The sequence below is a fragment of the Candidatus Shapirobacteria bacterium genome (assembly GCA_041659325.1).
In the GTDB taxonomy this organism is placed as follows: domain Bacteria; phylum Patescibacteriota; class Microgenomatia; order UBA12405; family UBA12405; genus JBAZYN01.
The window spans coordinates 61430-85635 of the sequence record JBAZYN010000001.1; the positions used below are offsets into that span (position 1 = coordinate 61430).

The following is a 24206-nucleotide window of genomic DNA, read 5'->3' on the forward strand; positions in this document are numbered from 1 at the left end:
CCCCATATCCAAATTAAATTCAAGAATTCATTGTTACAATTAATCACATATAATTAGCCTATGACCATCAGAGAGCGTGTTGCTATCTTTTCTATCAAGAAACAAAACAGCATCCTTTCGGCGTCTCTGGTTCTCGGGATAACTTTTGCCATCTCGGCCCTCCTTGGCTTTTTGAGGAGTCGTTTCCTTTACGCCCACTTTTTCAAGTGCTGTGTGCTTGAGCTGGATGTATACAATGCTGCCTTCCGCCTACCCGATCTGGTTTTCAAGCTTTTGGTAACCGGGGCTCTGTCTGCCTCATTTATTCCCGTATTTTCAAGTTATTTACACAAAGACAAGGAAACTGCTGATAAAATCGGGTCAACTGTCATTAACCTACTTTTCATCGTTTTTTTATTTTGCTCCATTTCTATCTTTATCTTTGCCCGTCCACTAACGAGAATTATTGCCAGCGGATTCTCCGCCGATCAGCTAGCTTTAATGGTCGATCTTACACGGATACTTCTTGTTGCCCAGGTGTTTTTTCTTATCAGTAACTTCGTCACGGCCATCCTGCAAGTTAACCAAATATTTATCATCCCAGCCCTCTCCCCGATTACCTACAATATCTTCATCATTCTTGGTATTTTCACTCTCGCTCCCACCTTTGGTATATATGGAGTAGTTTATGGCGTAGTTATAGGATCTTTTTTCCACCTTGCTATTCAAATCCCTGTGCTAAGAAAAATCGGTTTTAATTACACCCGCCTGATAAATATTCGGCTGAAGGGAGTCAAAGAAGTATTTAGGCTTATGGTTCCCCGGAGCCTCTCTCTTGGCCTTGGGGAAATTGAAAACACGGTAACTTTATTTTTTGCTTCTAGCCTGGCCGCCGGATCAATTTCTCTTCTAAATCTATCACTCCAGTTAATGTATCTTCCCAGTAGAATTTTTGGCACCACCATCGGGCAGGCATCACTTCCCATTCTTTCAAAAAATATTGCCCGAAACGAAATGGATATTTTTAGACAAACCGTCAAAAAAACTTTATTGCAAAGTGTTTTTATTGCTCTGCCTATCACCACCCTCATTCTGATCCAAAGAGTTTCTATTGTCAGGATTGCTTTTGGCAGTCGAGAATTTCCTTGGACGGCAACGCTGCTAACCGCAAGGATTTTGGCTTTTTTGACCCCGGCCATTGTCTGTCAGGCTGTTAGCCAGATTTTAATTAGGTCGTTTTATGCCATGCACAACACCAAAATCCCCCTTTATGTTTCTTTTTTCTCGCTTGTATTAAACATTTCTTCAAGTTACTACCTAATTAACTTCACTAGCCTCGGCGTAATCGGTCTGGCTATCAGCGCTTCTCTGAGTAATATTGTCCAATTTGTTGGTCTCTTCTGGCTTTTTATCAAAAAAGTTGATGGCTTTTATTGGGACGATGTCTTTAAGAGATTCGGGAAAATGGTTTTCGCTTCTCTTTTGACCGGGTTAATTTCATGGGGGTTGGTCAAGTTATTAGATGTCTTCGTCCTGGATACAAGTAAAACAACAAATCTGGTTATGCTTTTTTCCGTCTCTACATTTTTTGGAATTTTCGTGTATTTTGTCATCTCCCATTGGCTTATGGTCCAAGAATGCCGTGATTTTGAAAAATATTTCATAAAACTGAAACAATTAGTTTTAAAGTAAATACATTATGTATATACTTAATTCAATATGCCTGCCAAAAAGGAAATTTCTTTGCTCCCGGACGAAGAAAATCCAAACTCACCTTCGGCTAGATTTCTCAGATGGATTACCACAATTGGTCGTTTCATAATTGTCTTTACTGAGTTGATTGTTATTAGTGCTTTTCTTTCCCGTTTCTGGTTAGATCGAAAGAATTCGGATTATTCAGAAGTCCTCCGTCAACATAAGGCAATATTGGAAAGTACCCAGGAATTCGAACAAGAATATTCCCTCCTTCAGCAAAGGCTAAAAGTAATCAAAGACTTCTATTCAAAAACTCCCGAATACAACAGCAAGATAGCCTCACTTGCCGAAAGCACCCCGAATGGTATCGTCTTTAACAACCTTACCCTGGAAAACAACACCGACAAAAAAAGCATTGTCGCCAACATTGACCTGATATCCCTTAGGGAAGAATCAATAATCGATCTAATCACCAATTTAACTGTTAACGAAAATATCAAGACCGTGGACGTAAAAAGTATCGAAAAAAAGCCAAAAGAAAATAAATACTCTGTAAAACTGTATCTAGTGTTTAAGCCGGACAAAAAAACATGATTCAAACAAACATATTTTCTAAGGGGCGTCCGCTAACTGAATACCTCAAAAAACAAGTTGAAAATAGGAAATTCGTAAAATCCTTAGAAACAAGCGGAACCTTTGCCCTAATAACCTTTTTTCTTTTCTTTGCTATCAGGCCGACGGCCTTGACTATTTCCGCACTGATTGGAGAAATAAATGCAAAAGAGAAAATGATTTCAGAGATGAAGGGCAAGATTAGCGACCTGGTCTTAGCTCAGGACGCGTTCTCTCAGGTCCAGGAAAGATATGGCGTTATAAACTCAGCCCTTCCCGACAATCCCGACTATCGTCAATCTATGGTTCAGATGGTTTCTGCCGCAAAAGAATCCGGCATAACCCTCGATAAGCTGAGCTACAATCTTATGGAAAATCCTAAAAATAGTCCTTTTCCTACGCAATTAGAATTTTACACGGTTGCCATAAGCAGAAAGACATCCTACGCATCAGCCCTGGATATAATCGACAAGTTACTTCACAACCGCCGGCTAATTAGCCTTAAATCAGTCAGAATCGGCTCTGCCAAGGACGATACCGATACCACCGAAAATTCATCATCAGACAACTTGATAAACGTCAGTTTTACCAACGAAATATATTATTGGAAAAAAACTCAAAATGAAAAATAATAAGGTTGTTGGATATTTTCTCCTCATATCGATTTTTTCATTTTTAGCCATCTTTGTTTATCTGGTTCAGAAGAGTTACAGCAACTTAATTGGGCCAATCGGTGAAACCAAGGCAAGTAATCTGACAAAACCAATTGATCCTGTCCTTGATGTCGAAACAATTAACCTTATAGAACAAAGAAAAGAATACACCCAAGATAGTATAGTGTTACCTATTCCTATGATACCTACCCCATCTTCATAATGAAAAAAGAAAAAAAGATTCCTACGATTTTAGGTCTGATTTTTTTACTCATTAGTATCGTAGCTGGTGTTTACCTTTCTTCAACTACTATCAACACCAGATCCAAAGCAAGCGGTGATTGCAACCCAATCAACATCCAGACAACCAATATAACTCATACTTCTTTTGCCATTTCCTTCAGCACCTCGACCGATTGTCCCTCCCTGATTTCCTTAGACAGTCGTATCATCAACAACTTCGTTCAAACTTCAAAAATCCATTATTTTTCCGTAGATAATTTAAAAGAAAGTACCGAATACAGCTATTCGATAGTTTCAGGCGGGGCAACTTATGAAGAACCGTCCTTTACGGTAAAAACTGCCAAAAAACCTTCCGGAACTGCTCCCTCGGCCGATATCGCCTGGGGGAAGGTATACAATCCCGATAAAAGCCCTGGAGCCTACTCTTTGGTCTATCTAATTATTCCCGATGGATCACCTCTGTCGGCCCTTGTTACCAGTAATGGTAACTGGAACATCACCTTCGCCAATAGTTACAACACGGAGAAAGAAGACTGGTTTACACCACAGCCCAATATAGATGAAGAAATATACATTGTTTCAGAGGATGGTCATATAACCCAGATCATCGGAAATACTTCTAGGAATAATCCTGTTCCGGACATTATCATCGGACAAGACGTCTTTACCTCCGAGCAAATTGTACCGGAATCTATAGGAAATGTCGGCCTCGGATCCGACTACCCTTCTTCCTCGGCGGTAACTATATTAAATCCAAAAAACGGTGAAACTCTTTCTACCCTTAGGCCCGATTTTTTTGGCACGGCAAGTCCAAACTATACATTGACGGTAAGCATTTCCGGGCCGACCAACGCTTCCGGTAGCCCGGTTTCTGACTCTACCGGCACTTGGCATTGGTCACCAGTTTCAAACTTAATTCCGGGTAATTATGTGATCAAGGCGGAGACCGCTGAACACAACTTTTCTGTTTCAGGGGAATCTGACTCATTGGCTTATACTGCCAGTGGCAGTGGCAGTTTGACCACTCCTACTCAGATCCCGATTCCCAGTCCGACGGAGACCCCGGTTTCAATTTCCCAAACACCTACCCCGGTTTCTACCTTATTCCCGACTCCAAGTTCCACTATAGAACCCACTTCTAGAACATATAAACCAAGCACTGACTCCGGCGTACCAAAAACAGGGACCTCCTTCCCGACAATCCTACTTGGTGTTCTGTCAGTTTCTTTATTAGTATTTGGATTCTTACTAATTTGATGTTGTAAAAACTTTATTTTTCTATAGACTGAATACAAATAGCCATGCAAAGCCAAAAGGTTAATAGATTTTATCGGGTTTTTAGTACCATATTTCTTGGTCTCTCCCTTGTAGGCGCGGTTGTCTTAGTAAAAAGGAATCAGGATCTTCGTAATTTTGCCCAAAATTGCAATGAAGGTTTTTGTAATAATGTTACCAATGAATCTACCTGTTGGACCCACGCGGGAAGCGGCTGTGCTTGGATAAGCAGTAGGTGCACCTGCAATAGCTCCACTCCCGGAGTTACCATTACCGGTAACTGTGATAGTTTTACTGTTTCCGGGGGGACTGCCACCTTATCCGTCGCTAATTGTAAACAGGAATATTTCCCGGGTAAAAATAAAAACCAATGTCAATCAGATGCCAATCAGGGTGTCGGCTGTGCCACCCAAACCAAACAATACGGTCCCGGTACCCATAGTATCTCCACCAGTGTCCAATGTGGCATTTACCAGGTTGATGCCACCGGTAATGGTTGGAACTGTGCCAAAACCGGTTGTAAGTGGGATGATAGTAAATGTACTACCGTCACTCCCACCAACACCCCGCCGCTCACTCCGACTCCTGCTATTCCGGACTTTTCGTGTAAAGGCTTAACTCTAAATGGCCAAAGTTCCGACATAACTATTACGATTGGAGAAACTGTTAAAATTTTGGCAACTGTCAGCCATTACGGAATTATTAGTAGCGCCAAAGTACCTGAGATCGGGGGTAGGGTAGGCAACGGCACGGATATCCGTCGTCTCTCCGAATCAACCAATCCCTCCTCCAATTTCACCCCCCCCACAATCGGTGTATATGCAATTGAAGCAAATGCGTACGATTGTACCCAATGTAACTATCTCTGTTCTGCAGGAAAAACTCTTTACAAAAACGTCATTGGCCCAAACCGTTGCACCACCGACGTTAATGATTGGAAAAACTTAAGCAAAGAATGTGTCAGTAATAACTGTATTCATTGGATTACGGTGATATCTCCAATTTCTACTCCCACCAAAACTCCTACACCAACCAGAACCCCCACAAATACTCCTACACCAACTAGAACTCCAAGTCCCACCAAGACACCTACACCAACCAGAACTCCCACCCCGACCAAAACCCCCGTTCCTACCAAAACTCCCACTGGCACCCGCACCCCCACTCCGACCAACACTCCAGTTCCCACCAATACCCCCACCCCCACCGCCACGCCCACCACGGGTCCTACCTATTCCTGTAATTGTACAAAGATAAGGCTATATGATCAGGATTGGTCCGAGATTTCCGCCTCTTCTGTTTCAGCCGGTCAGACAATATACATATCTGTTCAGGGCTGGAAAGACTACCCGATGTATGAATTTGACAAGGGGAGAATTAGGATCAACAAAAACAGTTGGTCTTTATCAGACCAAACAAGTCAACTAGTCCCTAATCATCCAGATGAATTTTATATAACTTATAAAATTCCCGATAGTGGAGGGTCAATAAAGATCGAGGGCGAAGTCCACCTCACTGGGCCGGAATCAGGAGGCCGTTGGCAATAATATGAAAAATAAAAAGATATTAATAATCGCTTCGATCGTGACATTAGGTGCCATCAGCATTGCTACCGGTTGGAGGTTGTATCAAACCAGAAAAGATTCTCAGGCCCCTATTGAGCCAAAAGCCACTAGTCCGCAATGTACCCTGGAGTTTACTGTTTCTCCGCCCACTCCAACTCCCACCGTAACCTCTGGTCCCTCTCCAACTCCGGGTCCGACCTCTACCAATACTCCCACGCCCACCAAAACTCCAATCCCTACCAAAACCCCAATCCCTACCAAGACTCCTACTCCCACCATAACTCCTACCGGTACCCTCACCCCAACCATGACTCCTTCCGCAACGGCTATTCCCACCCCAACAGAAACATCTTCTCCAACCCCAACCATGACACTCACCAATACTCCCACTCCCACCAAAACCCCGGTTCCCACCGCCACACCGGTTCTTGTTTGCGGATCACCCTGTGGTGAAAATATAACCGGAATCTGCCCAGAGAACCATTCCTGTTATAACGGCAAATGTGTTCTCCTTGCCTGTATGGAAGAATCCGCTGAATGCAATACCAGTAATTGTAAAATTATTCCTACCTTCGCCCCGACTGATACCAAAAGCCCGACTCCAACCAGAATAACACTTCCCAATGCTGGCGTTGATTTCCCTGTCAAAGCTCTCGGACTTGTCGGTGTTATCATAACACTGTTAGGATTTTTGATATTACTTTAAATTAAATAAAAAATGAAATTAGGCGTTTTTTCAATTATCGAGGCGATGCGCCCCAATCAGTGGATCAAAAATTTAAATCTTTTTGCTGCCGCCATTTTCAATGGTCAGCTACTCGATCCGGTGATTATGACAAAAAGTATTCTGGCTTTTTTTTCTTTTTGTTTCCTTTCCTCCTCCTCCTATTTAATCAATGATTTGGTCGATGTGGAAAAAGACCGACTTCATCCGGTAAAAAAGATGCGACCTCTCGCCAGAGGTGTCGTTTCAAAATCTACAGCCATATTTACTTCGATTTTTCTTTTGGTCCTCGGTTTAACAATATCTGGTTCCATCAATTCCACTTTTTTTTGGTTGTCATTATTTTTCATCATAATGCAATATTTATATTCATTTACTATAAAGAAAAAAGCGGTATTGGACATAATCGGAATTGCTCTTTTCTTTATCATCAGAGCTTATGCCGGGGAAGTAGCTACGGGTTATCATCTGCCAGTCTGGGTAATGCTATCGGTAATTTTCTTGTCATTATTTATAGCCAGCGGTAAACGCCGCAGTGAATTATCCAATAGCGGATCAAAAACACGTCTATCCTTGGAAAGATACGGTAAAACATTATTAAACTTTTATACAACCATGTTTGCGGTTTGTACCTTGATTACCTACGCCATGTTTACCTTTTTTGAAGAGCCAATCAGCTTTGAAGGTCCGATCCACCAATTCTTGCTGGAAAACTTCCCCAAAGCTCTATCTAGAAAATGGTACATGATTACTCTGGCTCCGGTTATTTTTGGAATAATGCGGTATGGTCAAATAATTTTTGAAATGCAGGAGGGAGAAAGGCCGGAGCGTGTTATCGCCACCGATATTCCGCTAATTCTATCCGTTCTTACTTGGGGTTTGATGATGATTGCTATCGTCTATGTCCTCTAAATTTTTGGTCGTTTTGATCTTTCTTCTTTTTTTCACCAGATTCATAAAGTTAGATTGGGGAAACGGCTATTATTTTCATCCGGACGAAAATAACATGGCCTCAGCTATTTCCCGCCTGTCACCGGGTAGTCTCGATCCAAAATTTTATGCCTATGGTCAATTTCCCCTCTTTCTGGCTTTTTACTCTTTTCGATTTTACTCACTCTTACTTTGGAATATTCTACCCGACCACTTAACCTTTAGCCAGTCGATACTCACCCTTAGATTTTGGTCTGCAATATTTTCCACTCTCTCTGTTTTGGTCTTCTATCTTATCTCCAAAAAAATTACTCCCAAAAAATATTTTTCAGAGATATTTGCAATTCTTTTAATATTTTCTCCCGGACTAATCCAGTTTTCTCACTTTGGAACCACCGAGTCGATATTGATCTTTGTGCTCGCGATAAACACCCTGTTAGGTTTGTTGATTCTTGATTCAAAAGGTATTCGGTTGGTTAATTTAGTTATTGCCTCGTCGCTTATTAACGCCGCTGGTTTAGCTACAAAAATTACTTCTGTAATATTGATCGGGCCGGTATTGCTTGCCCTCCTCCTTTTGTTTATCAGGAGTAGAAATAAAGTCCCAATCATATTACTTACCCAATTATTCACAATTATTACCATTGTTTTATATGCCGCTTTTTCTCCCTTCAATATTGTTTCGAGAAAGGAATTTCTATCGACTATGGGTTATGAAACCGCAGTCGCTACCGGAAAAATCCCTGTATTTTATACCAGTCAATTTATTGGTACTAGACCATATATCTATCAATTTATCCACATCTTCCCATATGTAAACGGCCTGCCCGTTTTTCTTATAGCGATTTTGGGCATAATTCTTTTTATAAAAAAATTCCCAAAACCAATCGATCAAAAATATAAATGGTTAATCGTGCTCGCCACGCCGCTGATTTATTTCCTTTATGTTGGCCAACTCTATACCAAGTGGACCCGTTTCATGTCACCGATATTCTTTATTTTTCCGCTTCTTACTGCGTATTTCATTTCTTCTCTCAGGCCAAACGGGCTAAAAATAATTTTCACCCTAATTTGTGTTATCCCCGGCTTCGTTTTTCTTTACAGATATCTCCAAAAAGACATTAGGGTTACGGCTTCGGAATGGGTGGACAAAAACATCCCCGAGAAATCAATTGTTCTTTCAGAAGCCGGAAATGTTATTAATTTTCCCATGGGGACAACAAGGGGATATGATATAAATAATTTTGATTTCTATAAACTTGACGAAGACCCTAATCTTCCACCCAAACTTACAGACCTAGTCTCTGATGCCGATTATATCTTTGTCCCCTCAAGGCGGATCTTCAAAAATCAATATGGCCCCCGCTTCCCTCATAGCGATAAATATTATCGCCGGCTTTTTTCAGGCGCACTGGGTTTCAGGTTAATAAAAACCTTTCCGGCAGACTTAGTGATTTTAAATCCTGAAAATGCCGAAGAAACCTGGACTGTCTTTGATCGGCCAGTAATTAGGATTTTTCAAAAAGTAAATGGCCAAGCTCCATAAAAATTATCTCATTGTAATTATTTGCGTTGCTGGATTATTGAGGCTTGTTGGCCTAAATTGGGATCAGGGCAACCATCTTCACCCCGACGAACGAATGATCACTATGGTTGTTGGCCGGATTAGCATGCCTCCGATAGATCCGGTACTAAAAATTGGGCAAAAACTAAATATATTATTTTCTCCGGACTCAACCTTAAACCCCAAATTTTTTGCCTACGGATCCTTTCCCATATATCTTCTCAAATTTTCTGCCCACCTTCTTACCCCGATATTTCCCAAAATCTCTTCTTATGATCAAATTAATTTACTCGGAAGAGCAATCTCTGCCGTCTTTGATACTCTTGTCATTATTTTCATTTATCGTCTTGGCCTTTTGATTTTCAAGAGTTCCTCAAAAAGTCTCTTCGCCTCGGTAATTTACGGCTTATCTATCTTTCCTATCCAGTTGTCCCATTTCTATGCAGTCGACACGATTTTATCTTTTTTTATCCTATTTACCATTTATCAACTAATTTGTTACTTCCGGCAACAACGATTTATAAATCTTTTGTTCGCCGGCGTTGGTTTCGGATTATCTTTAGCCACCAAAGTAAGTGCCATCGTCTTGGTAGTACCTTTTGCCACCTGCTTTACCCTATTGACCTGGCGTTTTATTAACTCCAAAAAAATACTAAAAACACTAAAATTACTTCTATTAGTCTCCGCCATTACGATTATTGTTTTTTTTATTTTCCAACCATTTGCCTTAACGGATTTTTCTACTTTTAAACGACAAATACTCGAGCAACAGGCCATGACCAAAGATGCCTTTGTCTTCCCTTATACACTTCAATATGTCAACACAATTCCTTATCTTTATCCGCTAAAAAATATCTTTCTTTGGGGTCTTGGCCCGGTAATTGGCCTTATGGCTACAATTGGTTTTTTTGCCCTAATAAAAAAATTATCTCGAGGGCTATTTTCTCCCGGCAGCCAAAATTCACCAGGAGCAACCATTATTTTATTTTCCTTTTTTATAACGTATTTCATAATAGTAGGTGGTTTTGCCGTAAAATGGATGCGTTATTGTCTGCCGCTGTATCCGATATTTGCCTTATTTGCTGCCAACACTATCGGAGATATAAAGTCAAAATACCTAAAGACTACTATTTTATTAATCCATTTGTGTCTTGTTTTTGCCTTTATGAGTATTTATCAAGTTCCCAATACCCGGGTTACCGCCACCAAATGGATTAATAAAAACATTTCTCCAGGGTCAACTATTCTAGTGGAACACTGGGACGATCCACTGCCTTTAGGTTATCTCAATAAAAATATTACTCAACTTTCTTTACCGCTTTACGATTCCGATCTTGAACCCAACAAGTGGGTTAACATCAACAAAATGTTAGATACCGGTGACTACATTATTCTTTCGAGTAATCGTCTCTATACTCCCCTCCAAAAACTAACCAATTGTGATCAACTTCCTCCCGGTCGGTGTTATTCCAAAACAGCTACATATTATCAAGACCTTTTTTCCGGGAAACTTGGATATACCAAAGTAGCTGAGTTTACCAATTACCCCAAACTTTTTGGAATTAGCATCGACGATCAGTCAGCCGACGAATCTTTTACTGTCTACGACCACCCAAAAGTAATGATTTATAAGAATACTCATGTTCAAAAAAATTAATCCTCTTGTTGGAATTTTGATATTTTTTTTGGTAGTTTGTTTCTATCGTCTGGACTCAATACCCGGAGAATGGTTTGGTGATGTTTCCATTGTCAATAGTTATGTTTCTCAAATTATTACCGGGCAGTGGCCATTTACTTTTATCACTAGTCAAGGACCTCTCTACTACTATCTTATCGCTCCCATCATTTATATCTTCGGGGTTAGCTACCTGAATTATAAAATATGCTCTGTACTTACCGGATTAATGGGCATAGTATTCGTTTATCTGTTTGTTAAAACTCTAAGCAATAGGTCAGCCGGATTAATTGCCGCCTTCATTACCGCCTCTTCTTTTTGGTACTTAGTTTGGTGCCGCCTAGGCTACAATATTATCGGCCCTGTTCTTACTGCCATCACTTTATTTTTGTTTTTTAATTATCAAAAAAATAAAAATACGAAATTTCTTTACTCGGTGCTATTTATTAGTTGCCTTGGTCTTATCAATTATGCCGGAACATTCTTCCTCCCACTGGCAATTATTACCATTTTCTTAGTAAATGCCATCTTTATATCAAAAACGAGCATTCGTTCAATTTTTACTACACTTATTATTTTTTTTATTGCTCTCGTTCCCATGGTTATCATACTTAGTCAGAACTTAGATAGTCTATCCCCTGGTTATATGGGTGAAAAATTATTTCAAACTAAACAATACTCAACCTCGGAAAATATTAATCGTCTGGCCACCAACTTACGACGCACCTTAGGTATGTTTCATTTTGAAGGTGACGTTGTTTTTCGTTGGAATGTCTCAAAAAGTCCTCATCTGGACATTGTAAGCGGAATTTTTTTAATCATTGGCTTAATTTGTTCGTTAATTAAAAAAAAAGCTACAACTTTATTATTACTAATAAGCGCCTTTATTTTAATTTTACCTTCAATATATCCAGGCCACCCTTCGGCGGAAGTGCCCAGTAGCCCCAGGACCCAGGCTATTATTCCCATAATAATATACTTAACTAGTTTCGGAGTTTATTACTTGACGGAATTTACAAAAAAGTTATATCCGTCAGCTACAAAAATATTACTTTTCCTCATTCTTTCTAGTATTTCATTTTTAAACTTAACCAAATACTTTATCGACTACCCGAAGGGTTTGCCTAACGACAATACTCCATTTGGAAAAATCATCGCCCAAGATATTGACAAGTTGCCTCCCGGAGTCGATGTATATCTTGCCGATATCGGTTGGGGTGATTGGGAACAGCCGGAACCAGACGGAATTTTTTATGCCATAAACAACAATAAAGGAAGAGAAAATATTCTCTCGGGTACAATAAGTGATTGTAGTCAAATTAATCAATTAAAAAATAGTTATATAATTTCAAATCCACTTAGTGAAACAAAATTAGAAATATTCCAACAATGTTTTTCTCAAATCGAAACAGAAACACACACCGTAAACAATCAACTTGTTTATAAAAGCCTGTTTATAAAATCAAATCCTGACTAAATACATGTTATCATCTAAATACTTTTTTTATGAATAAAACATTGAATCCGGCAGTAACCATTATTTCCACCTCCCCCGAAACAGTCCTAAAAGACTATCAAAAACTCTTTTCCAATTTTCCCAAACCCAAAAATGTTCCCACTATTATTAAACTAAATTTATCATGGACAAAATTTTACCCTGCCGTATCCACTCCCCCCTGGCATTTCGAAGCTGCCTTACAGTGGCTAATTAATTCCGGCGTCTCTCCTAAAAATATTATCCCCGTCGAAAATCGAACCGTAGTAACCAAGGTTAAGGTTGGTGCCAAAAATCATGGATGGACAAAAATTGCCAAAAAGTATGGAGTAAAAATCCATTATCTTACCGACGAAAAGTATGTTTCTTTTCATCCCAAATCAAAAATGTTGGTTTTGAACGAAATTTTCCCGGACGGAATTCTTTTACCAAAAATAATTATGGGTAAACCGTTGATTACTCTTTGCACCCTCAAATCCCATGTCTTTACCACCATTACCGGCTCAGTCAAAAATTATTTTGGTATGCTCAACACCAACCGCCACTTTTGTCATCGGCGTATTCACCAGGCCATTATCGATTTACTTCAGGTCCAAAAAGAACTTCATCCGCAAATCTACGCTGTTATGGACGGGTCTGTTTTAGGTTTTGGGCCCGGGCCTCGCGCTATGGAGTGGGAAGCGTCTAATTTGATTTTAGGTAGTCTCGACGAAATTGCCCTGGATGCTACTGCCGCCAGAATTATTGGTTTCGACCCACACACCATCGAATTTCTTCAGCTTGGACAAAAATTAAAATTAGGGGAGATCGATCCAGTTTATAGCCAAAAATTACCAAATTTCCATCACAGCATCAAAAAAGACACCTTTGCTTCAAGAGGTCAAAAATTTATTTATCATCGTTTACCTGAGTGGATCGAAAGACTACTTCTCCGAAGTTTTATTGCCCCCTGGTCCTTCGCCGCCTCTAACTTATATCATGATGGTTATTGGTATAATTTTGTCGGTCGTTCTCGATTGAATCGCTATTTATCATCTGGTTGGGGGAAGCTATTTAAATCTTACCAAAAATAGTCATGAATCTTCTTTTCTGGCAGACAAAAGCCAATTTTTATAAACTTTTTTCCTCATCGTCAGTCGGCAATCTCTTTTTAGTTTATTCAAATTACGCTACTTGGGTTTTTTTATTATTTCCCTCCTTTATTCTGGTAAAGAGTAACCCCAATCTTTTTTGGCAGCTTTTTTTTGCTACCATTGCCAGCGAGATAATCGAAAAGGTACTAAAGAAAAAAAACTTTTGGAAAAGACCAGCCTTTACCAACAATGATAATATTCCCAAGGGGTTAATAAAATCTTGGTATCTTACCGGCTCATTTCCCTCCGGGCATACTATTAAAGCTACTTTTTTCTTGCTGCTTCTTATCCAGCACCAACTTTTTTTCCCGGTTTTTCTAATTATTATTATTCCTCTGATATTTTTTCGAATTCTTATTGGTTTTCATTATCCCATCGACGTCTTGGGCGGCGTCATCATTGGAGCCATTATCTGGTTTTTTGTTCGACTGATTATTATGCCTCTTTTTTTAATTAATATCGTCCAGACTATCTTTAGTTTTGTATTTTTTATAAAATAATACACATATGATTGCAGACCTAAAATATATTATCTTGTGGTGGTTAACTATTTTTCTTCTGGGACTCGTTTCTTTACCCCTAATATTTTCAATTTTTAAAAACTTTTGGGACAAGGGGTATGCCTTTTGCAAAACATTATCGCTTATAGCTCTAACCTATCTGGTTTTGGTTTTAAGCATATTCAAGTTTCTTCCGTTTACCAACCAGTCCCTGCTAACCATTATTTCCATTGGTCTCCTGGCAGACTATTTGTATTTAAAAAATAGAAACAACCGCGATACCTTTGTCGCCCTGGTTAAAAGCAATTACAAAACTTTTATCGCCGAGGAGCTAATTTTTTTGTTAATTTTAACCCTGTGGTCTTTTGTCAGAGGTTTTGCTCCCGATATCGAGGGCTTAGAAAAATTTATGGATTGGGGATTTGTCAATTCTGCCCTAAGAAGCACTTATTTACCACCCGCCGACATGTGGTTTTCCGGAGAATACATCAATTATTACTATTTTGGCCACCTGATGTCGGCAGTTCTCACCAAGCTGTCCTACATTCCCTCTACCATCACCTACAACCTGTCTATAGCCTCAATTTGTGCCCTGACATTCATCAGCAGTTTTAGTCTTTCTTCCAATTTGGTTTATAACTTTTTTAAAAAAAATCTTTCCTTTAGATCCGTCTTGGTTGCTGGCATGATTTCTGGTCTACTGTTAACTTTCGGCGGAAATTTCCATTCCGTCTACAAAATCTCCAAAATAAACAAAAGCCAAAATGATGGAGTCTTAACCCTGACTCTAGAGGCGATCAAAAAAGCTGCCGATTCTTATTGGTATCCCGATGCCACCAGATTTATTGGCTACGATCCCGAAACCAAAGACAAAACCATTCACGAATTTCCTATTTATAGCTATGTCGTGGCGGATCTTCACGGTCATATGAGCGATATCCCTACGGTTCTATTTTTCATGGCCTTCATTTTTGCCATGTCCATGGAAATTATTGCTTTCCCGTATCTCAAACTAATCGTTCCCTGTGGTCTGATTTTGTCCATATGTTATATGACCAACGCCTGGGATTTTGCCGTCTACGGCCTGCTTTTTGGTATTTTTTATCTTTTAAAAAATTGTAAGGAAACCGGTTTGTGGAGCGGGATAGTCAAAACTTTTAGTAGCGGTATTGGTGTCATCCTCTTCTGGTATCTATTTACTCTGCCATTTTCTTTAAACTTTATTCCCATGGCCGAAGGGCTCAAGCTGTCCGATGCCAGGTCACCCTTATTTCAACTCTTTATTCTTTACGGAGGTTTTTGGATAATAACTGCTCCGCTAATGGCTTTTTATCTTTTCCGCAAAAATGAAAAATCCAAAAAAATAGACATACCACCTGTCGACATTTTTATTATCGCCCTGGTGGTTACTGCAACTATTTTGGTAATTATTCCCGAAATTGGCTATATAAAAGATATCTATATTTATGAACATAGACGATCAAATACCATGTTCAAATTGGTATATCAGGCTTTTATGATGTACTCTTTGGCTTCCGGATTCGCCCTCATCAGAATCGGTCAAATTAAATCCTCCTGGAAAGTTTTGTACAAAATTGCCTTCTTAATCGTATTTATAATTCACATGATATACCCGTTTTTTGCTGTCCGATCTTATTATGGTCTAAAGGAATACAAAGGTCTTTGGGGCCTGACATTTCTTAAAAATGCTAACCCCGATAATTTAGAGGCCGTTAATTGGATTAACAAAAATATCAAAGGTCAGCCGGTTATGGTTGAAGCAGTCGGTGATAGCTACACCATGTTCAACCAAATCTCCATGGCCACCGGTCTCCCTACTATCGAGGGGTGGATCGTCCATGAGTGGTTGTGGCGGGGTGGATACGAAAAACCGTCACTCCGGCAGACAGATGTCCAAAAACTATATGAAGGGGAAACTCTGGATGAAGTCAGATCAGTCTTACAAAAATATAGTGTCGATTACATTTTTGTCGGCGACAAGGAATACGAAAAATACCCAAAAATTAATGAAAAGAACTTCACGGATATAGGGGCAACTATCGTCGCTCAGTTTGGTAAAACAAAAATATACAAAGTTCTCAAGTAATCTCAATTTGACTTGTTTATATTTATCGGTGTTTCTTCTATAGTTGTATATCCATGAATGACATATTATGCGGACTAAATCCGGCCCAAAAAGAAGCGGTGACTTATTCGGGCAGTCCGCTTTTATTGCTGGCCGGGGCCGGTTCCGGCAAAACCAGGGTGTTAACCCATCGTGCCGCCTACCTTATCAAAACTTCGGCCGCCCAAACATCAGAGATACTCCTGCTAACTTTTACCAACAAAGCTGCAGACGAGATGAAGCAACGGATGGGCCGTTTAATTGGTTCAAAAAACAATGGATTATTCGCCGGCACTTTTCATTCATTTTGTTGTCGGGTATTGAGAGCAGACGGCTTACCGGTTGGTGTACCGCCTAATTTCAATATCTACGATACAGGCGATCAGGAAGATACCATCAGAAAGATCCTGCATGAGATGAATTTAACCCCAAAGGAGTTTAAACCGGGCAATGTTCTCTACTACATTGGAGCTGCAAAAAATGATTTTCTCTCTCCAAAAGACATGGAGCTACAATCCTCCGGTTTTTGGCAAACTTACGCCGCAAAAATCTACGCCAAATATCAAAAAATATTATTCGAATCACACGCCCTTGATTTCGACGACCTCCTTTTCAAAACCGTCGAGCTTTTTTCCGGGCAACCCTCAATTCTTGAAAAATACCAGGACAAATACAAGTTTATCCTGGTCGACGAATACCAGGATACAAATCAAATTCAATATCTTTTGGCAAAATTATTAGCCCAAAAGTATCAACAAATCACTGCCGTGGGTGATGCATCACAGGCCATCTACGGCTGGCGTGGTGCTAATTACAAAAATCTGGTCAATTTTACTGTTGATTTCAAAGATACGAAAGTTATTAACTTAGAACAAAATTACCGTTCCACAAAAATTATCTTAGAGGCCGCTAATTCAATTATTTCCAAAAATAATTCCCACCCGGTCTTAAAGCTTTTTACCGAAAAAAAGTCATCAGACAAAATAAAACTATTTACCGCAGACTCAGAGATCAGCGAAGCAGAATATGTTTCCTCAAAAATTAAATTCATTTACGATAACTACAAAATTCCCTACAAAAATATTGCTGTTCTTTATCGCATGAATGCCCAGTCTCGGGTGTTAGAGGAAACTTTTATCAAGTCCAACATCCCCTACGTTTTAGTGGGAGGTCTTCGCTTCTACGACAGAGCCGAGGTCAAAGATATTATCGCCATGCTCCGTTTTGCCAATGATCAGGCCGATATTATATCTCTTGATCGGGTTGAAAAAGCCCTGGGCAAAAGAAGGTTGGAAACCTTTAAGGCTCTTCTCCGGTCCATTGATCTTCAGTCGGCAAATTCACTTCAGATTTTCGAATCCCTGGTTATCGGGTCTGATTACTTAAAACATTTTGATCCAAAAGATGAAGAAGATCAAAAAAGAATCGAAAATATTAAAGAACTAAAATCAGTCGCCGCCTCTTTTCCGAAACTTACTACCTTTCTGGAAAATGTTGCCCTGGTCCAAAACGAATATAGTCAGCAGGAAAAAAGCAAGAAATCCAAAGAGAATAGGGAAGGGGTGAGACTAATGACTCTTCATGGCTCAAAAGGTTTAGAGTTCGAAGTCGTCTTTCTGGTAGGTTTTGAAGAGGGGATTCTTCCTCATTCAAATTGCATGCTCGACGACTCACAGATAGAGGAGGAGCGCCGTCTTTGTTATGTGGGGATTACCCGGGCCAAGGATTATCTTCATATTTCCTACGCCACCAGACGCTTATATTTCGGCAAGAGTAGCCTAAACGAACCAAGCCGATTTTTAGGTGAAATCCCCCAAAAACTAATAGAAATCGAAGAATCAGGCGAAATTACCCGTGACTATCGGCACCCAAAAAGCGATAGCGAAGAATTTATCTATGACCCTGATATATACTAAACATAAGTTATGATCACCAGAATTTTATACAATCAGGAAAAAGATCAATACAACAAACTGGTTAAACATCCGGTCCAAAGTTGGGAATGGGGAGACTTCCAAATTTCTCAAGGCCACAAGGTATATAGGTTGGGGGTTTTTGACAATCAAAAAATGATCTCTGCTTATAGTATCAGTTTTCACACTATTCCCAAAACTCTATTCTCAGTCGGAACAGTCCTGAAAGGACCAAAAATAGACCAAGAAATGGTTAACAATCTTAAAAAAATCGCCACTGATGAAAATGCCATATTTGTAAAACTTGAACCGGATTTTATCCAAAAAAAATTCACCAGCGAGGGCAGTGAAACAGTCGCCTCTATGGACACTCGCTTCCCAAATCTTGTTGTATCCCCAAAGGTAGCTTTCTATCCGTATAGCTTCATGGTTGATCTGACAAAAACTGAGGATGCGCTCTTATATCAAATGCACTCCAAAACCCGATACAATATAAAAATTGCCAATAGACATGGTGTAAAGATAGAAGAAAACAGTACTGATGCCGGATTTGAAACATATCTTGAGTTGCTTTTTGACACCACCGCCCGCCAAGGGTTTTATCTTCATAGCCAACAGTATCATCGGGATCTTTGGAAACTTCTCAAACCAACCGGAATCCCTCACATATTTTTGGCTTCATATCAGGGGGAGACATTAAGTGCTTTTATGCTTTTTATCTACAAGGATAATTTGTTTTATCCCTACGGCGCTTCTCTTGATCAATACCGGGAGGTCATGGCCCCGACACTACTGATGTGGGAATCAATAAAGTTTGGAAAAAGTATGGGTCTAAAAAATTTTGACATGTGGGGAAGTCTTGGCCCGGACGCAAAAGAGGGAGATCAGGGGTTTGGTTTCCATCGGTTCAAACAGGGCTTTGGCGGTCAACTCGTTCAATTTGCCGGAACTTATGATTTAGTTATCAATCAGCCTCTATATACTATTTATAATCTTGCCGACAAATATCGGTGGAAATTTCTCCGTTTAAAATCAAAGTTTATAAGATAAAATACACCATGTCTTCCGTAAAGATCACTGTAGATACTCTCGACCATATCGCTCACTTGGCCCGTATTAGTTTGACCGACACAGAGAGGGAACTGTTTTTGCCCCAGTTGTCTTCCATTCTTGAATATGTGGAAGTTCTTCAAAAAGTTGACACTTCAAATATCAATGCTTCCTCCCAAATCACCAACCTAAAAAACATTACCCGACCAGATGAGGTTAAGCCTTCACTCTCTCAATCCGAGGTTTTGTCTCAATCACCCAAATCAAACGACGGCTATTTTCAGGTTCACAACACTATCCCCGCCAAAGGCGGGTCCGCCTCTGGAGGAAAAAAATGACTCCTGATTTAACCGCACTCACTATTCCGGAAATTAAGAAACTTTTAACTGAAAAACAAGTCACGGCTGGTGAAATTGTATCTACCTATCTCCAAAGGATTAAGACCTTCAATCCCAAAATTAACGCTTTCATCACTGTCACTGAAAAAGAAGCCACGGATCAGGCAAAAATCATTGATGAAAAAATAAGTAAAAATCAGTCGGTTGGTAAGTTAGCCGGTGCTGTCATGGCAGTAAAAGATATATATTTGACAAAGGGTGTAGAGACGACTGCCGGATCAAAAATCTTAAAGGGTTATATCCCCCAATACTCCTCCACGATTTATCAAAAATTGATAAATGAAGATGCCATATTAATTGGTAAAACAAACACCGATTGTTTTGCTTTTGGAGGATCAACCGAAAACTCGGGTTATTTCACCACAAAAAATCCCTGGAACTTATCACTTGTCCCCGGTGGTTCCTCGGGCGGTTCATCCGCCGCCCAGGCCGCTTCCCTTTGTACTTTCGCTCTTGGTACCGATACCGGAGGTTCTATTCGACAACCTGCATCCCTATGTGGTGTTACCGGTATTAAGCCTACATATGGTCGCAATTCTCGCTATGGAATTACCTCCATGGCCGCGTCATTTGATTGTCCTGGAGCATTTGGTAAAAATGTTGAAGACGTAGCCGCGGTTACCCGAATTACCGCCGGACTGGATTCTTATGATGCCACTACCAGCCCCGACCCGGTGCCCGATTATGTTAATAAACTTTCAAATTTTTCCCTAAAAGGACTTCGGATTGGTCTACCACGAGAGTATTTCTCCGAAAGCCTTGATCCTGAGGTTAAGGAAAACGTTTTAGGTGCCGCCAAAACTTTTGAGTCAAACGGCGCCAAAATTATCGACATTTCTTTACCAAGTACTTCACTGGGTTTAGCTGTTTACTACGTCCTGATCCCTTCAGAAATTTCTTCAAATATGGCCCGTTATGACGGTATCCGTTTCGGTCAATCCAAAAAAGACACCACTGACCTTTTATCGCACTACATGGAAACCCGGGGCGAGTTTATGGAGCCGGAATTAAAAAGAAGAATACTAATCGGCACCTACGCCTTATCAGCCGGATATTTCGATGCCTATTACACTAAAGCTTCCAAGGTTCGGACATTAATAAAAAACGAGTTTATTGATAATTTTTCAAAAGTTGATGTTATCCTGGCTCCGGTTTCTCCTACCACCGCCTGGCCAATCGGTCAAAAGGTCAACCACCCTCTTCAGATGTATTTAGCGGATGTCTACACCTGTTGCATCAACGTTGCCGGTGTTCCTGCATTGGCCCTTCCGTGCGGTTTTGATTCCCAAAATCTGCCAATTGGTTTTCAGCTGATTGGCAACTATTTCGAAGAATCAAAATTATTTTCCATCGGCCATCAATATCAGCAATTAACCGATTATCATTTAAAAACACCAAATTTATAAAACGTCATTGCGAGGGGTCTATCCCCGCGGCAATCATAACAAGATCGCGGAGCCTGCCCCGAGAAACGAGAAATCGTTTGTCTCGCCGCATTGACAATTTACACCAAAAATGAAAACTACCCCCATAATCGGCCTTGAAGCCCACGTCGAACTAAAAACTAAATCAAAAATGTTTTGTGGCTGCGATGACAACCATTTTCATGTTGACCCCAATACTCACACTTGTCCGGTATGTCTTGGTCTCCCGGGGGCTCTCCCGGTTCCAAATGGAACCGCCATCGATTGGTGTCTTAAGCTCGGCCTGGCTCTTGGCTGCACCGTCAACGAACATTCTTTTTTTGAGCGAAAAAATTACTTCTATCCGGATCTTTCAAAGGGTTATCAAATCTCCCAATACTTACAGCCTTTTACTGTAAAAGGTACCCTAAATTTAGACGGCCACGAAATCAGAATCAACCGGGCTCACCTGGAAGAAGACACCGGCAAGTCAGTTCATGTAAACGGAACCACCTTGCTCGATTTCAATCGCTCAGGCGTTCCGTTGGTTGAGGTTGTCTCCGAGCCGGACATAACTTCCCCCCAAGAAGCCAAAAAATACTTAGTTAAATTGCAGCAAATTATTCGGTATTTAGGAATCTCCGATGCGGACATTGAAAAGGGGAGTATGCGCTGCGAGCCAACCGTCAATTTGAAAATCGAAGAAAATAGCGAGACTTACTATACCCCTCTTGTAGAAATTAAAAACGTCGCCTCCTTAACCGGCGTTCAGACTGCCATTCAGTTTGAAATTGATCGTCAACAAAAACAATTTTTTGAAGATCATATTGTAAAGAATCCTTCTAACAAGACCACTAGAGGTTGGGACGCTGATAAAAACCAAACTTTTTTGCAACGCGAAAAAGAGGGTTCTTCCGACTATCGTTATTTTCCTGAGCCCGATATTCCGCCCTTTGAGTTTACCGATGAAGAAATTGAAAAAATCAAATCCACCATTCCCGAACTTCCGGATCAAAAAGTTATCAAATACAAAAGCTACGGTCTTTCCGATTATGACGCCAATTTAATATCTCAGGATTCACTTATGGCCTCGGCCTACGAAAAAGCAGTTGGACAAAACCCACTGTCGGAATTTGCCAAATTTGTTGCCAACCTATTTTCCGGATCCATTAAAACTCTTTTAAACGATAGTCAAACAGAAATCGATATTCAGCAAATTAACCCTGACCACTTTCAAAAATTATTTGACAAAAAATCTGAATTATCTTCAAACTCTATTAAGCAATTAATACTTGATAGTTATCAAACCGGTCAAGACCCGCTCTTTGCCGCCCAAAAACAAAATCTTTTTCAGGTTTCCGATACCGGAAAAATTGAAGAATTAGCCAAAAAAGTTTTGGCCGACAACCCAAAAGCAGTTGAGGATTATAAAAAAAATCCCAACAGTATTGGTTTTCTCGTTGGCCAGTTAATGAAACTATCTATGGGCTCCGCCAATCCCCAAATGGCAAAAGAAATTTTAGAAAAATTACTTAATAGTGACTGAAGCTCTTGTCTATCGACCAAATGTTCCCGTCGGTGACCGCGGAAGCGGGAGACTACAGGGTCAATATCACGATCAGTTAAAAGCTTCACGTCAGTTAACGCCGGAAGAATGGTTAGGAGTTTTTCAAGATCGAACCATTATTACCATCCCCGGAGAAAGCCACACCTTTGCTATTATTCTCCGTCCGGAGTTTGATGTTCCCCCGGGGTGCGATCATATGATCGTTGCTGAACCTCACTATCATCCCGGATCACCTGATTTTTATGAGCTGTCAGTACTCGCCCCTGCAGATGCACTAACAATGCTAAGAACCACCTTCGCTGTTCTTCATTCTTACAGGCAACAAGGATGTGATCATGTCAGAGCCGTTTTGAATTGTTCATCCTATGACAGTGGAGCAATTTTCAGGGGCACCGTTGTTGACAAACAAAGATTGCCACAATCACTGATGGTCCCTCATTTCAAAACCGGTGGGTTAAAACTTAGAGAAATTCCACAATCTACTATCCTGGAAAGTGAAACCCCTTATCTTAACCGGCCGTTACAATCAGAACTAAATCAAATTGTTAAGTATTTATCACAAAAACTGGATATATCGGTCAGCGACGGTAGTCTTCCTGCGATTGCCGTGTCATGCGGGTCTGACCCCGGCAAACTTATTTCACTATATCAACAATTGCACCGCACAATGTTCGAAATATCTTCCTACTCGATTGGTTACGAGGGTATTCATCTGGAATCGCATGCCACCGGGACTAACCACCAAAGAACGCCAACTGTTACCGATAGTACAGGGAGGGTGTCAAACGATGATTCGGTTAAGTCTATAACTGAATGGCTAGGCAGAGAATCGAGTCGACCTGGCACACTCGTCTCCCAAAGTGTTTTCAGAGACGATTTAACCCTTTCAGCGCTAATGGCACAATATCTCACTGCCCAGAGAGCCTATCTGGAAGCTCATCCCGCTCAAACTATGATTTTTGGTCCATCTTACAGCATGCTTATTCATGGTGTCACGAACGAGCCAGTGACAGCCCATTTTGTTCCGGCCGAGTTTGTTCCCAAAGGAGCAAACACCATCGTCAATGAATTTCCCCAGGAGACAAGACGCGCACTAACTCCAGCCGAAGTCGAAGCAATTAGAATAGGTAACGGTAAGCTTTATGATTATCTTCAAGGACATACTCCTTTTCATCCTATGTTTAATCTTGATTTCGACCTACAAAAATATGCTGACAGTTTCAACTGATAAAAACGGAAATTTTAGAAAAATTACTTTCCTGAACCTCTGACCCTCCAAGCCACCAAGTAGTCTCTTCCCTCAGGTGTTCTTACCGATCCGGTACCACCAGTTTGTGTTCCTTTTATTGCATCATTTTGCAAAAGATTTGATCCGGGGACGGCAAAACGCACTTGTAGCTCTGTTCCAAATGGGCTGTTAAATAATGTTTGCTCTTTCGCTCCGATTTTTAATTCGACTGTACTACTTTGACCACCTTCGATTACCCCAGAAGCGCATCGTTCGACAACTAGGCCATCAGCCCCAACTTTAACTTCAAACGACGCATAAAATACATCTACTCTCCTATCCATGAGCGCATTATAGCATGATAATATAACTTTATTGTGTTACTTTCACCCTCCTCTCGCAGATACCCGTCTTTGCCAAAATGGCCTGTGGGTAAAACCCGGCAACCCTTCCTCATCGCCCCTCGCCTCTGAGTGTCG

General features: G+C 40.5%; 21 protein-coding genes. 20 read left to right on the forward strand and 1 reads right to left on the reverse strand.

Features of this window, described 5'->3' with window-relative positions:
• Nucleotides 1-60 precede the first annotated feature (60 nt).
• From murJ to WC841_00455, 20 genes are all read left to right on the forward strand, one after another.
• Entirely contained in the window at nucleotides 61-1671 is a 1611-nt protein-coding gene (gene murJ, locus WC841_00360) for a murein biosynthesis integral membrane protein MurJ (GenBank protein MFA5827801.1), read from the forward strand.
• Between the two features lie 27 nt (nucleotides 1672-1698).
• Nucleotides 1699-2268: a hypothetical protein gene (locus tag WC841_00365; protein ID MFA5827802.1), complete on the forward strand. Its 570-nt coding sequence runs from the start codon at nucleotides 1699-1701 to the stop codon at nucleotides 2266-2268.
• Nucleotides 2265-2918: a hypothetical protein gene (locus WC841_00370; GenBank protein MFA5827803.1), complete on the forward strand. Its 654-nt coding sequence runs from the start codon at nucleotides 2265-2267 to the stop codon at nucleotides 2916-2918. Before WC841_00365 ends, WC841_00370 begins: the two co-directional genes overlap by 4 nt.
• Entirely contained in the window at nucleotides 2908-3162 is a 255-nt protein-coding gene (locus tag WC841_00375) for a hypothetical protein (protein ID MFA5827804.1), read from the forward strand. Before WC841_00370 ends, WC841_00375 begins: the two co-directional genes overlap by 11 nt.
• A complete protein-coding gene (locus WC841_00380) occupies nucleotides 3162-4439 on the forward strand; it encodes a hypothetical protein (GenBank protein MFA5827805.1) in 1278 nt (425 codons plus the stop codon). The genes WC841_00375 and WC841_00380 overlap by 1 nt, the downstream gene beginning before the upstream one ends.
• A 44-nt stretch (nucleotides 4440-4483) precedes the next feature.
• The gene (locus WC841_00385; GenBank protein MFA5827806.1) at nucleotides 4484-6004 is read left to right on the forward strand and encodes a hypothetical protein; all 1521 of its coding nucleotides are present in this window, start codon (nucleotides 4484-4486) and stop codon (nucleotides 6002-6004) included.
• A gap of 1 nt (nucleotide 6005) precedes the next feature.
• Complete coding sequence (locus tag WC841_00390; GenBank protein ID MFA5827807.1) at nucleotides 6006-6728, forward strand: hypothetical protein; 723 nt, start codon at nucleotides 6006-6008, stop codon at nucleotides 6726-6728.
• 12 nt (nucleotides 6729-6740) lie between these two features.
• Complete coding sequence (locus WC841_00395) at nucleotides 6741-7658, forward strand: UbiA family prenyltransferase (GenBank protein MFA5827808.1); 918 nt, start codon at nucleotides 6741-6743, stop codon at nucleotides 7656-7658.
• Nucleotides 7648-9222, forward strand: coding sequence for a hypothetical protein (locus WC841_00400; GenBank protein ID MFA5827809.1), 1575 nt, complete (start codon nucleotides 7648-7650; stop codon nucleotides 9220-9222). The genes WC841_00395 and WC841_00400 overlap by 11 nt, the downstream gene beginning before the upstream one ends.
• Complete coding sequence (locus WC841_00405; GenBank protein MFA5827810.1) at nucleotides 9206-10897, forward strand: glycosyltransferase family 39 protein; 1692 nt, start codon at nucleotides 9206-9208, stop codon at nucleotides 10895-10897. The genes WC841_00400 and WC841_00405 overlap by 17 nt, the downstream gene beginning before the upstream one ends.
• The gene (locus tag WC841_00410) at nucleotides 10881-12392 is read left to right on the forward strand and encodes a glycosyltransferase family 39 protein (protein ID MFA5827811.1); all 1512 of its coding nucleotides are present in this window, start codon (nucleotides 10881-10883) and stop codon (nucleotides 12390-12392) included. The genes WC841_00405 and WC841_00410 overlap by 17 nt, the downstream gene beginning before the upstream one ends.
• 29 nt (nucleotides 12393-12421) lie before the next feature.
• A complete protein-coding gene (locus WC841_00415) occupies nucleotides 12422-13483 on the forward strand; it encodes a DUF362 domain-containing protein (protein MFA5827812.1) in 1062 nt (353 codons plus the stop codon).
• Nucleotides 13484-13485: 2 nt separating this feature from the next.
• Complete coding sequence (locus WC841_00420) at nucleotides 13486-14043, forward strand: phosphatase PAP2 family protein (protein MFA5827813.1); 558 nt, start codon at nucleotides 13486-13488, stop codon at nucleotides 14041-14043.
• A 7-nt stretch (nucleotides 14044-14050) separates the two neighbouring features.
• Nucleotides 14051-16150, forward strand: coding sequence for a DUF2298 domain-containing protein (locus tag WC841_00425; protein MFA5827814.1), 2100 nt, complete (start codon nucleotides 14051-14053; stop codon nucleotides 16148-16150).
• A 53-nt stretch (nucleotides 16151-16203) separates the two neighbouring features.
• Nucleotides 16204-18084 (forward strand): UvrD-helicase domain-containing protein, encoded by a 1881-nt coding sequence (locus WC841_00430; protein ID MFA5827815.1) that lies wholly within the window; start codon nucleotides 16204-16206, stop codon nucleotides 18082-18084.
• Nucleotides 18085-18093: 9 nt separating this feature from the next.
• On the forward strand, nucleotides 18094-19131 hold the full coding sequence (locus WC841_00435) for a peptidoglycan bridge formation glycyltransferase FemA/FemB family protein (GenBank protein MFA5827816.1): 1038 nt from the start codon (nucleotides 18094-18096) through the stop codon (nucleotides 19129-19131).
• 8 nt (nucleotides 19132-19139) lie between these two features.
• Complete coding sequence (gene gatC / locus WC841_00440; protein ID MFA5827817.1) at nucleotides 19140-19469, forward strand: Asp-tRNA(Asn)/Glu-tRNA(Gln) amidotransferase subunit GatC; 330 nt, start codon at nucleotides 19140-19142, stop codon at nucleotides 19467-19469.
• On the forward strand, nucleotides 19466-20935 hold the full coding sequence (gene gatA / locus WC841_00445) for an Asp-tRNA(Asn)/Glu-tRNA(Gln) amidotransferase subunit GatA (GenBank protein MFA5827818.1): 1470 nt from the start codon (nucleotides 19466-19468) through the stop codon (nucleotides 20933-20935). The genes gatC and gatA overlap by 4 nt, the downstream gene beginning before the upstream one ends.
• Nucleotides 20936-21044: 109 nt before the next feature.
• Nucleotides 21045-22478 (forward strand): Asp-tRNA(Asn)/Glu-tRNA(Gln) amidotransferase subunit GatB, encoded by a 1434-nt coding sequence (gene gatB / locus WC841_00450; protein MFA5827819.1) that lies wholly within the window; start codon nucleotides 21045-21047, stop codon nucleotides 22476-22478.
• A complete protein-coding gene (locus WC841_00455) occupies nucleotides 22471-23727 on the forward strand; it encodes a hypothetical protein (protein ID MFA5827820.1) in 1257 nt (418 codons plus the stop codon). The genes gatB and WC841_00455 overlap by 8 nt, the downstream gene beginning before the upstream one ends.
• A 23-nt stretch (nucleotides 23728-23750) precedes the next feature.
• Here the strand turns inward: WC841_00455 and WC841_00460 are convergent, their stop codons facing one another.
• Nucleotides 23751-24071 (reverse strand): hypothetical protein, encoded by a 321-nt coding sequence (locus WC841_00460; GenBank protein MFA5827821.1) that lies wholly within the window; start codon nucleotides 24069-24071, stop codon nucleotides 23751-23753.
• Between the last annotated feature and the right edge of the window lie 135 nt (nucleotides 24072-24206).

Excerpts from the sequence above, each read along its gene's own strand:
- murJ (MFA5827801.1), top strand. The coding sequence starts at position 61 with ATGACCATCAGAGAGCGTGTTGCTATCTTTTCTATCAAGAAACAAAAC.
- WC841_00365 (MFA5827802.1), top strand. The coding sequence starts at position 1,699 with ATGCCTGCCAAAAAGGAAATTTCTTTGCTCCCGGACGAAGAAAATCCA.
- WC841_00370 (MFA5827803.1), top strand. The coding sequence starts at position 2,265 with ATGATTCAAACAAACATATTTTCTAAGGGGCGTCCGCTAACTGAATAC.
- WC841_00375 (MFA5827804.1), top strand. The coding sequence starts at position 2,908 with ATGAAAAATAATAAGGTTGTTGGATATTTTCTCCTCATATCGATTTTT.
- WC841_00380 (MFA5827805.1), top strand. The coding sequence starts at position 3,162 with ATGAAAAAAGAAAAAAAGATTCCTACGATTTTAGGTCTGATTTTTTTA.
- WC841_00385 (MFA5827806.1), top strand. The coding sequence starts at position 4,484 with ATGCAAAGCCAAAAGGTTAATAGATTTTATCGGGTTTTTAGTACCATA.
- WC841_00390 (MFA5827807.1), top strand. The coding sequence starts at position 6,006 with ATGAAAAATAAAAAGATATTAATAATCGCTTCGATCGTGACATTAGGT.
- WC841_00395 (MFA5827808.1), top strand. The coding sequence starts at position 6,741 with ATGAAATTAGGCGTTTTTTCAATTATCGAGGCGATGCGCCCCAATCAG.
- WC841_00400 (MFA5827809.1), top strand. The coding sequence starts at position 7,648 with ATGTCCTCTAAATTTTTGGTCGTTTTGATCTTTCTTCTTTTTTTCACC.
- WC841_00405 (MFA5827810.1), top strand. The coding sequence starts at position 9,206 with ATGGCCAAGCTCCATAAAAATTATCTCATTGTAATTATTTGCGTTGCT.
- WC841_00410 (MFA5827811.1), top strand. The coding sequence starts at position 10,881 with ATGTTCAAAAAAATTAATCCTCTTGTTGGAATTTTGATATTTTTTTTG.
- WC841_00415 (MFA5827812.1), top strand. The coding sequence starts at position 12,422 with ATGAATAAAACATTGAATCCGGCAGTAACCATTATTTCCACCTCCCCC.
- WC841_00420 (MFA5827813.1), top strand. The coding sequence starts at position 13,486 with ATGAATCTTCTTTTCTGGCAGACAAAAGCCAATTTTTATAAACTTTTT.
- WC841_00425 (MFA5827814.1), top strand. The coding sequence starts at position 14,051 with ATGATTGCAGACCTAAAATATATTATCTTGTGGTGGTTAACTATTTTT.
- WC841_00430 (MFA5827815.1), top strand. The coding sequence starts at position 16,204 with ATGAATGACATATTATGCGGACTAAATCCGGCCCAAAAAGAAGCGGTG.
- WC841_00435 (MFA5827816.1), top strand. The coding sequence starts at position 18,094 with ATGATCACCAGAATTTTATACAATCAGGAAAAAGATCAATACAACAAA.
- gatC (MFA5827817.1), top strand. The coding sequence starts at position 19,140 with ATGTCTTCCGTAAAGATCACTGTAGATACTCTCGACCATATCGCTCAC.
- gatA (MFA5827818.1), top strand. The coding sequence starts at position 19,466 with ATGACTCCTGATTTAACCGCACTCACTATTCCGGAAATTAAGAAACTT.
- gatB (MFA5827819.1), top strand. The coding sequence starts at position 21,045 with ATGAAAACTACCCCCATAATCGGCCTTGAAGCCCACGTCGAACTAAAA.
- WC841_00460 (MFA5827821.1), bottom strand. The coding sequence starts at position 24,071 with ATGGATAGGAGAGTAGATGTATTTTATGCGTCGTTTGAAGTTAAAGTT.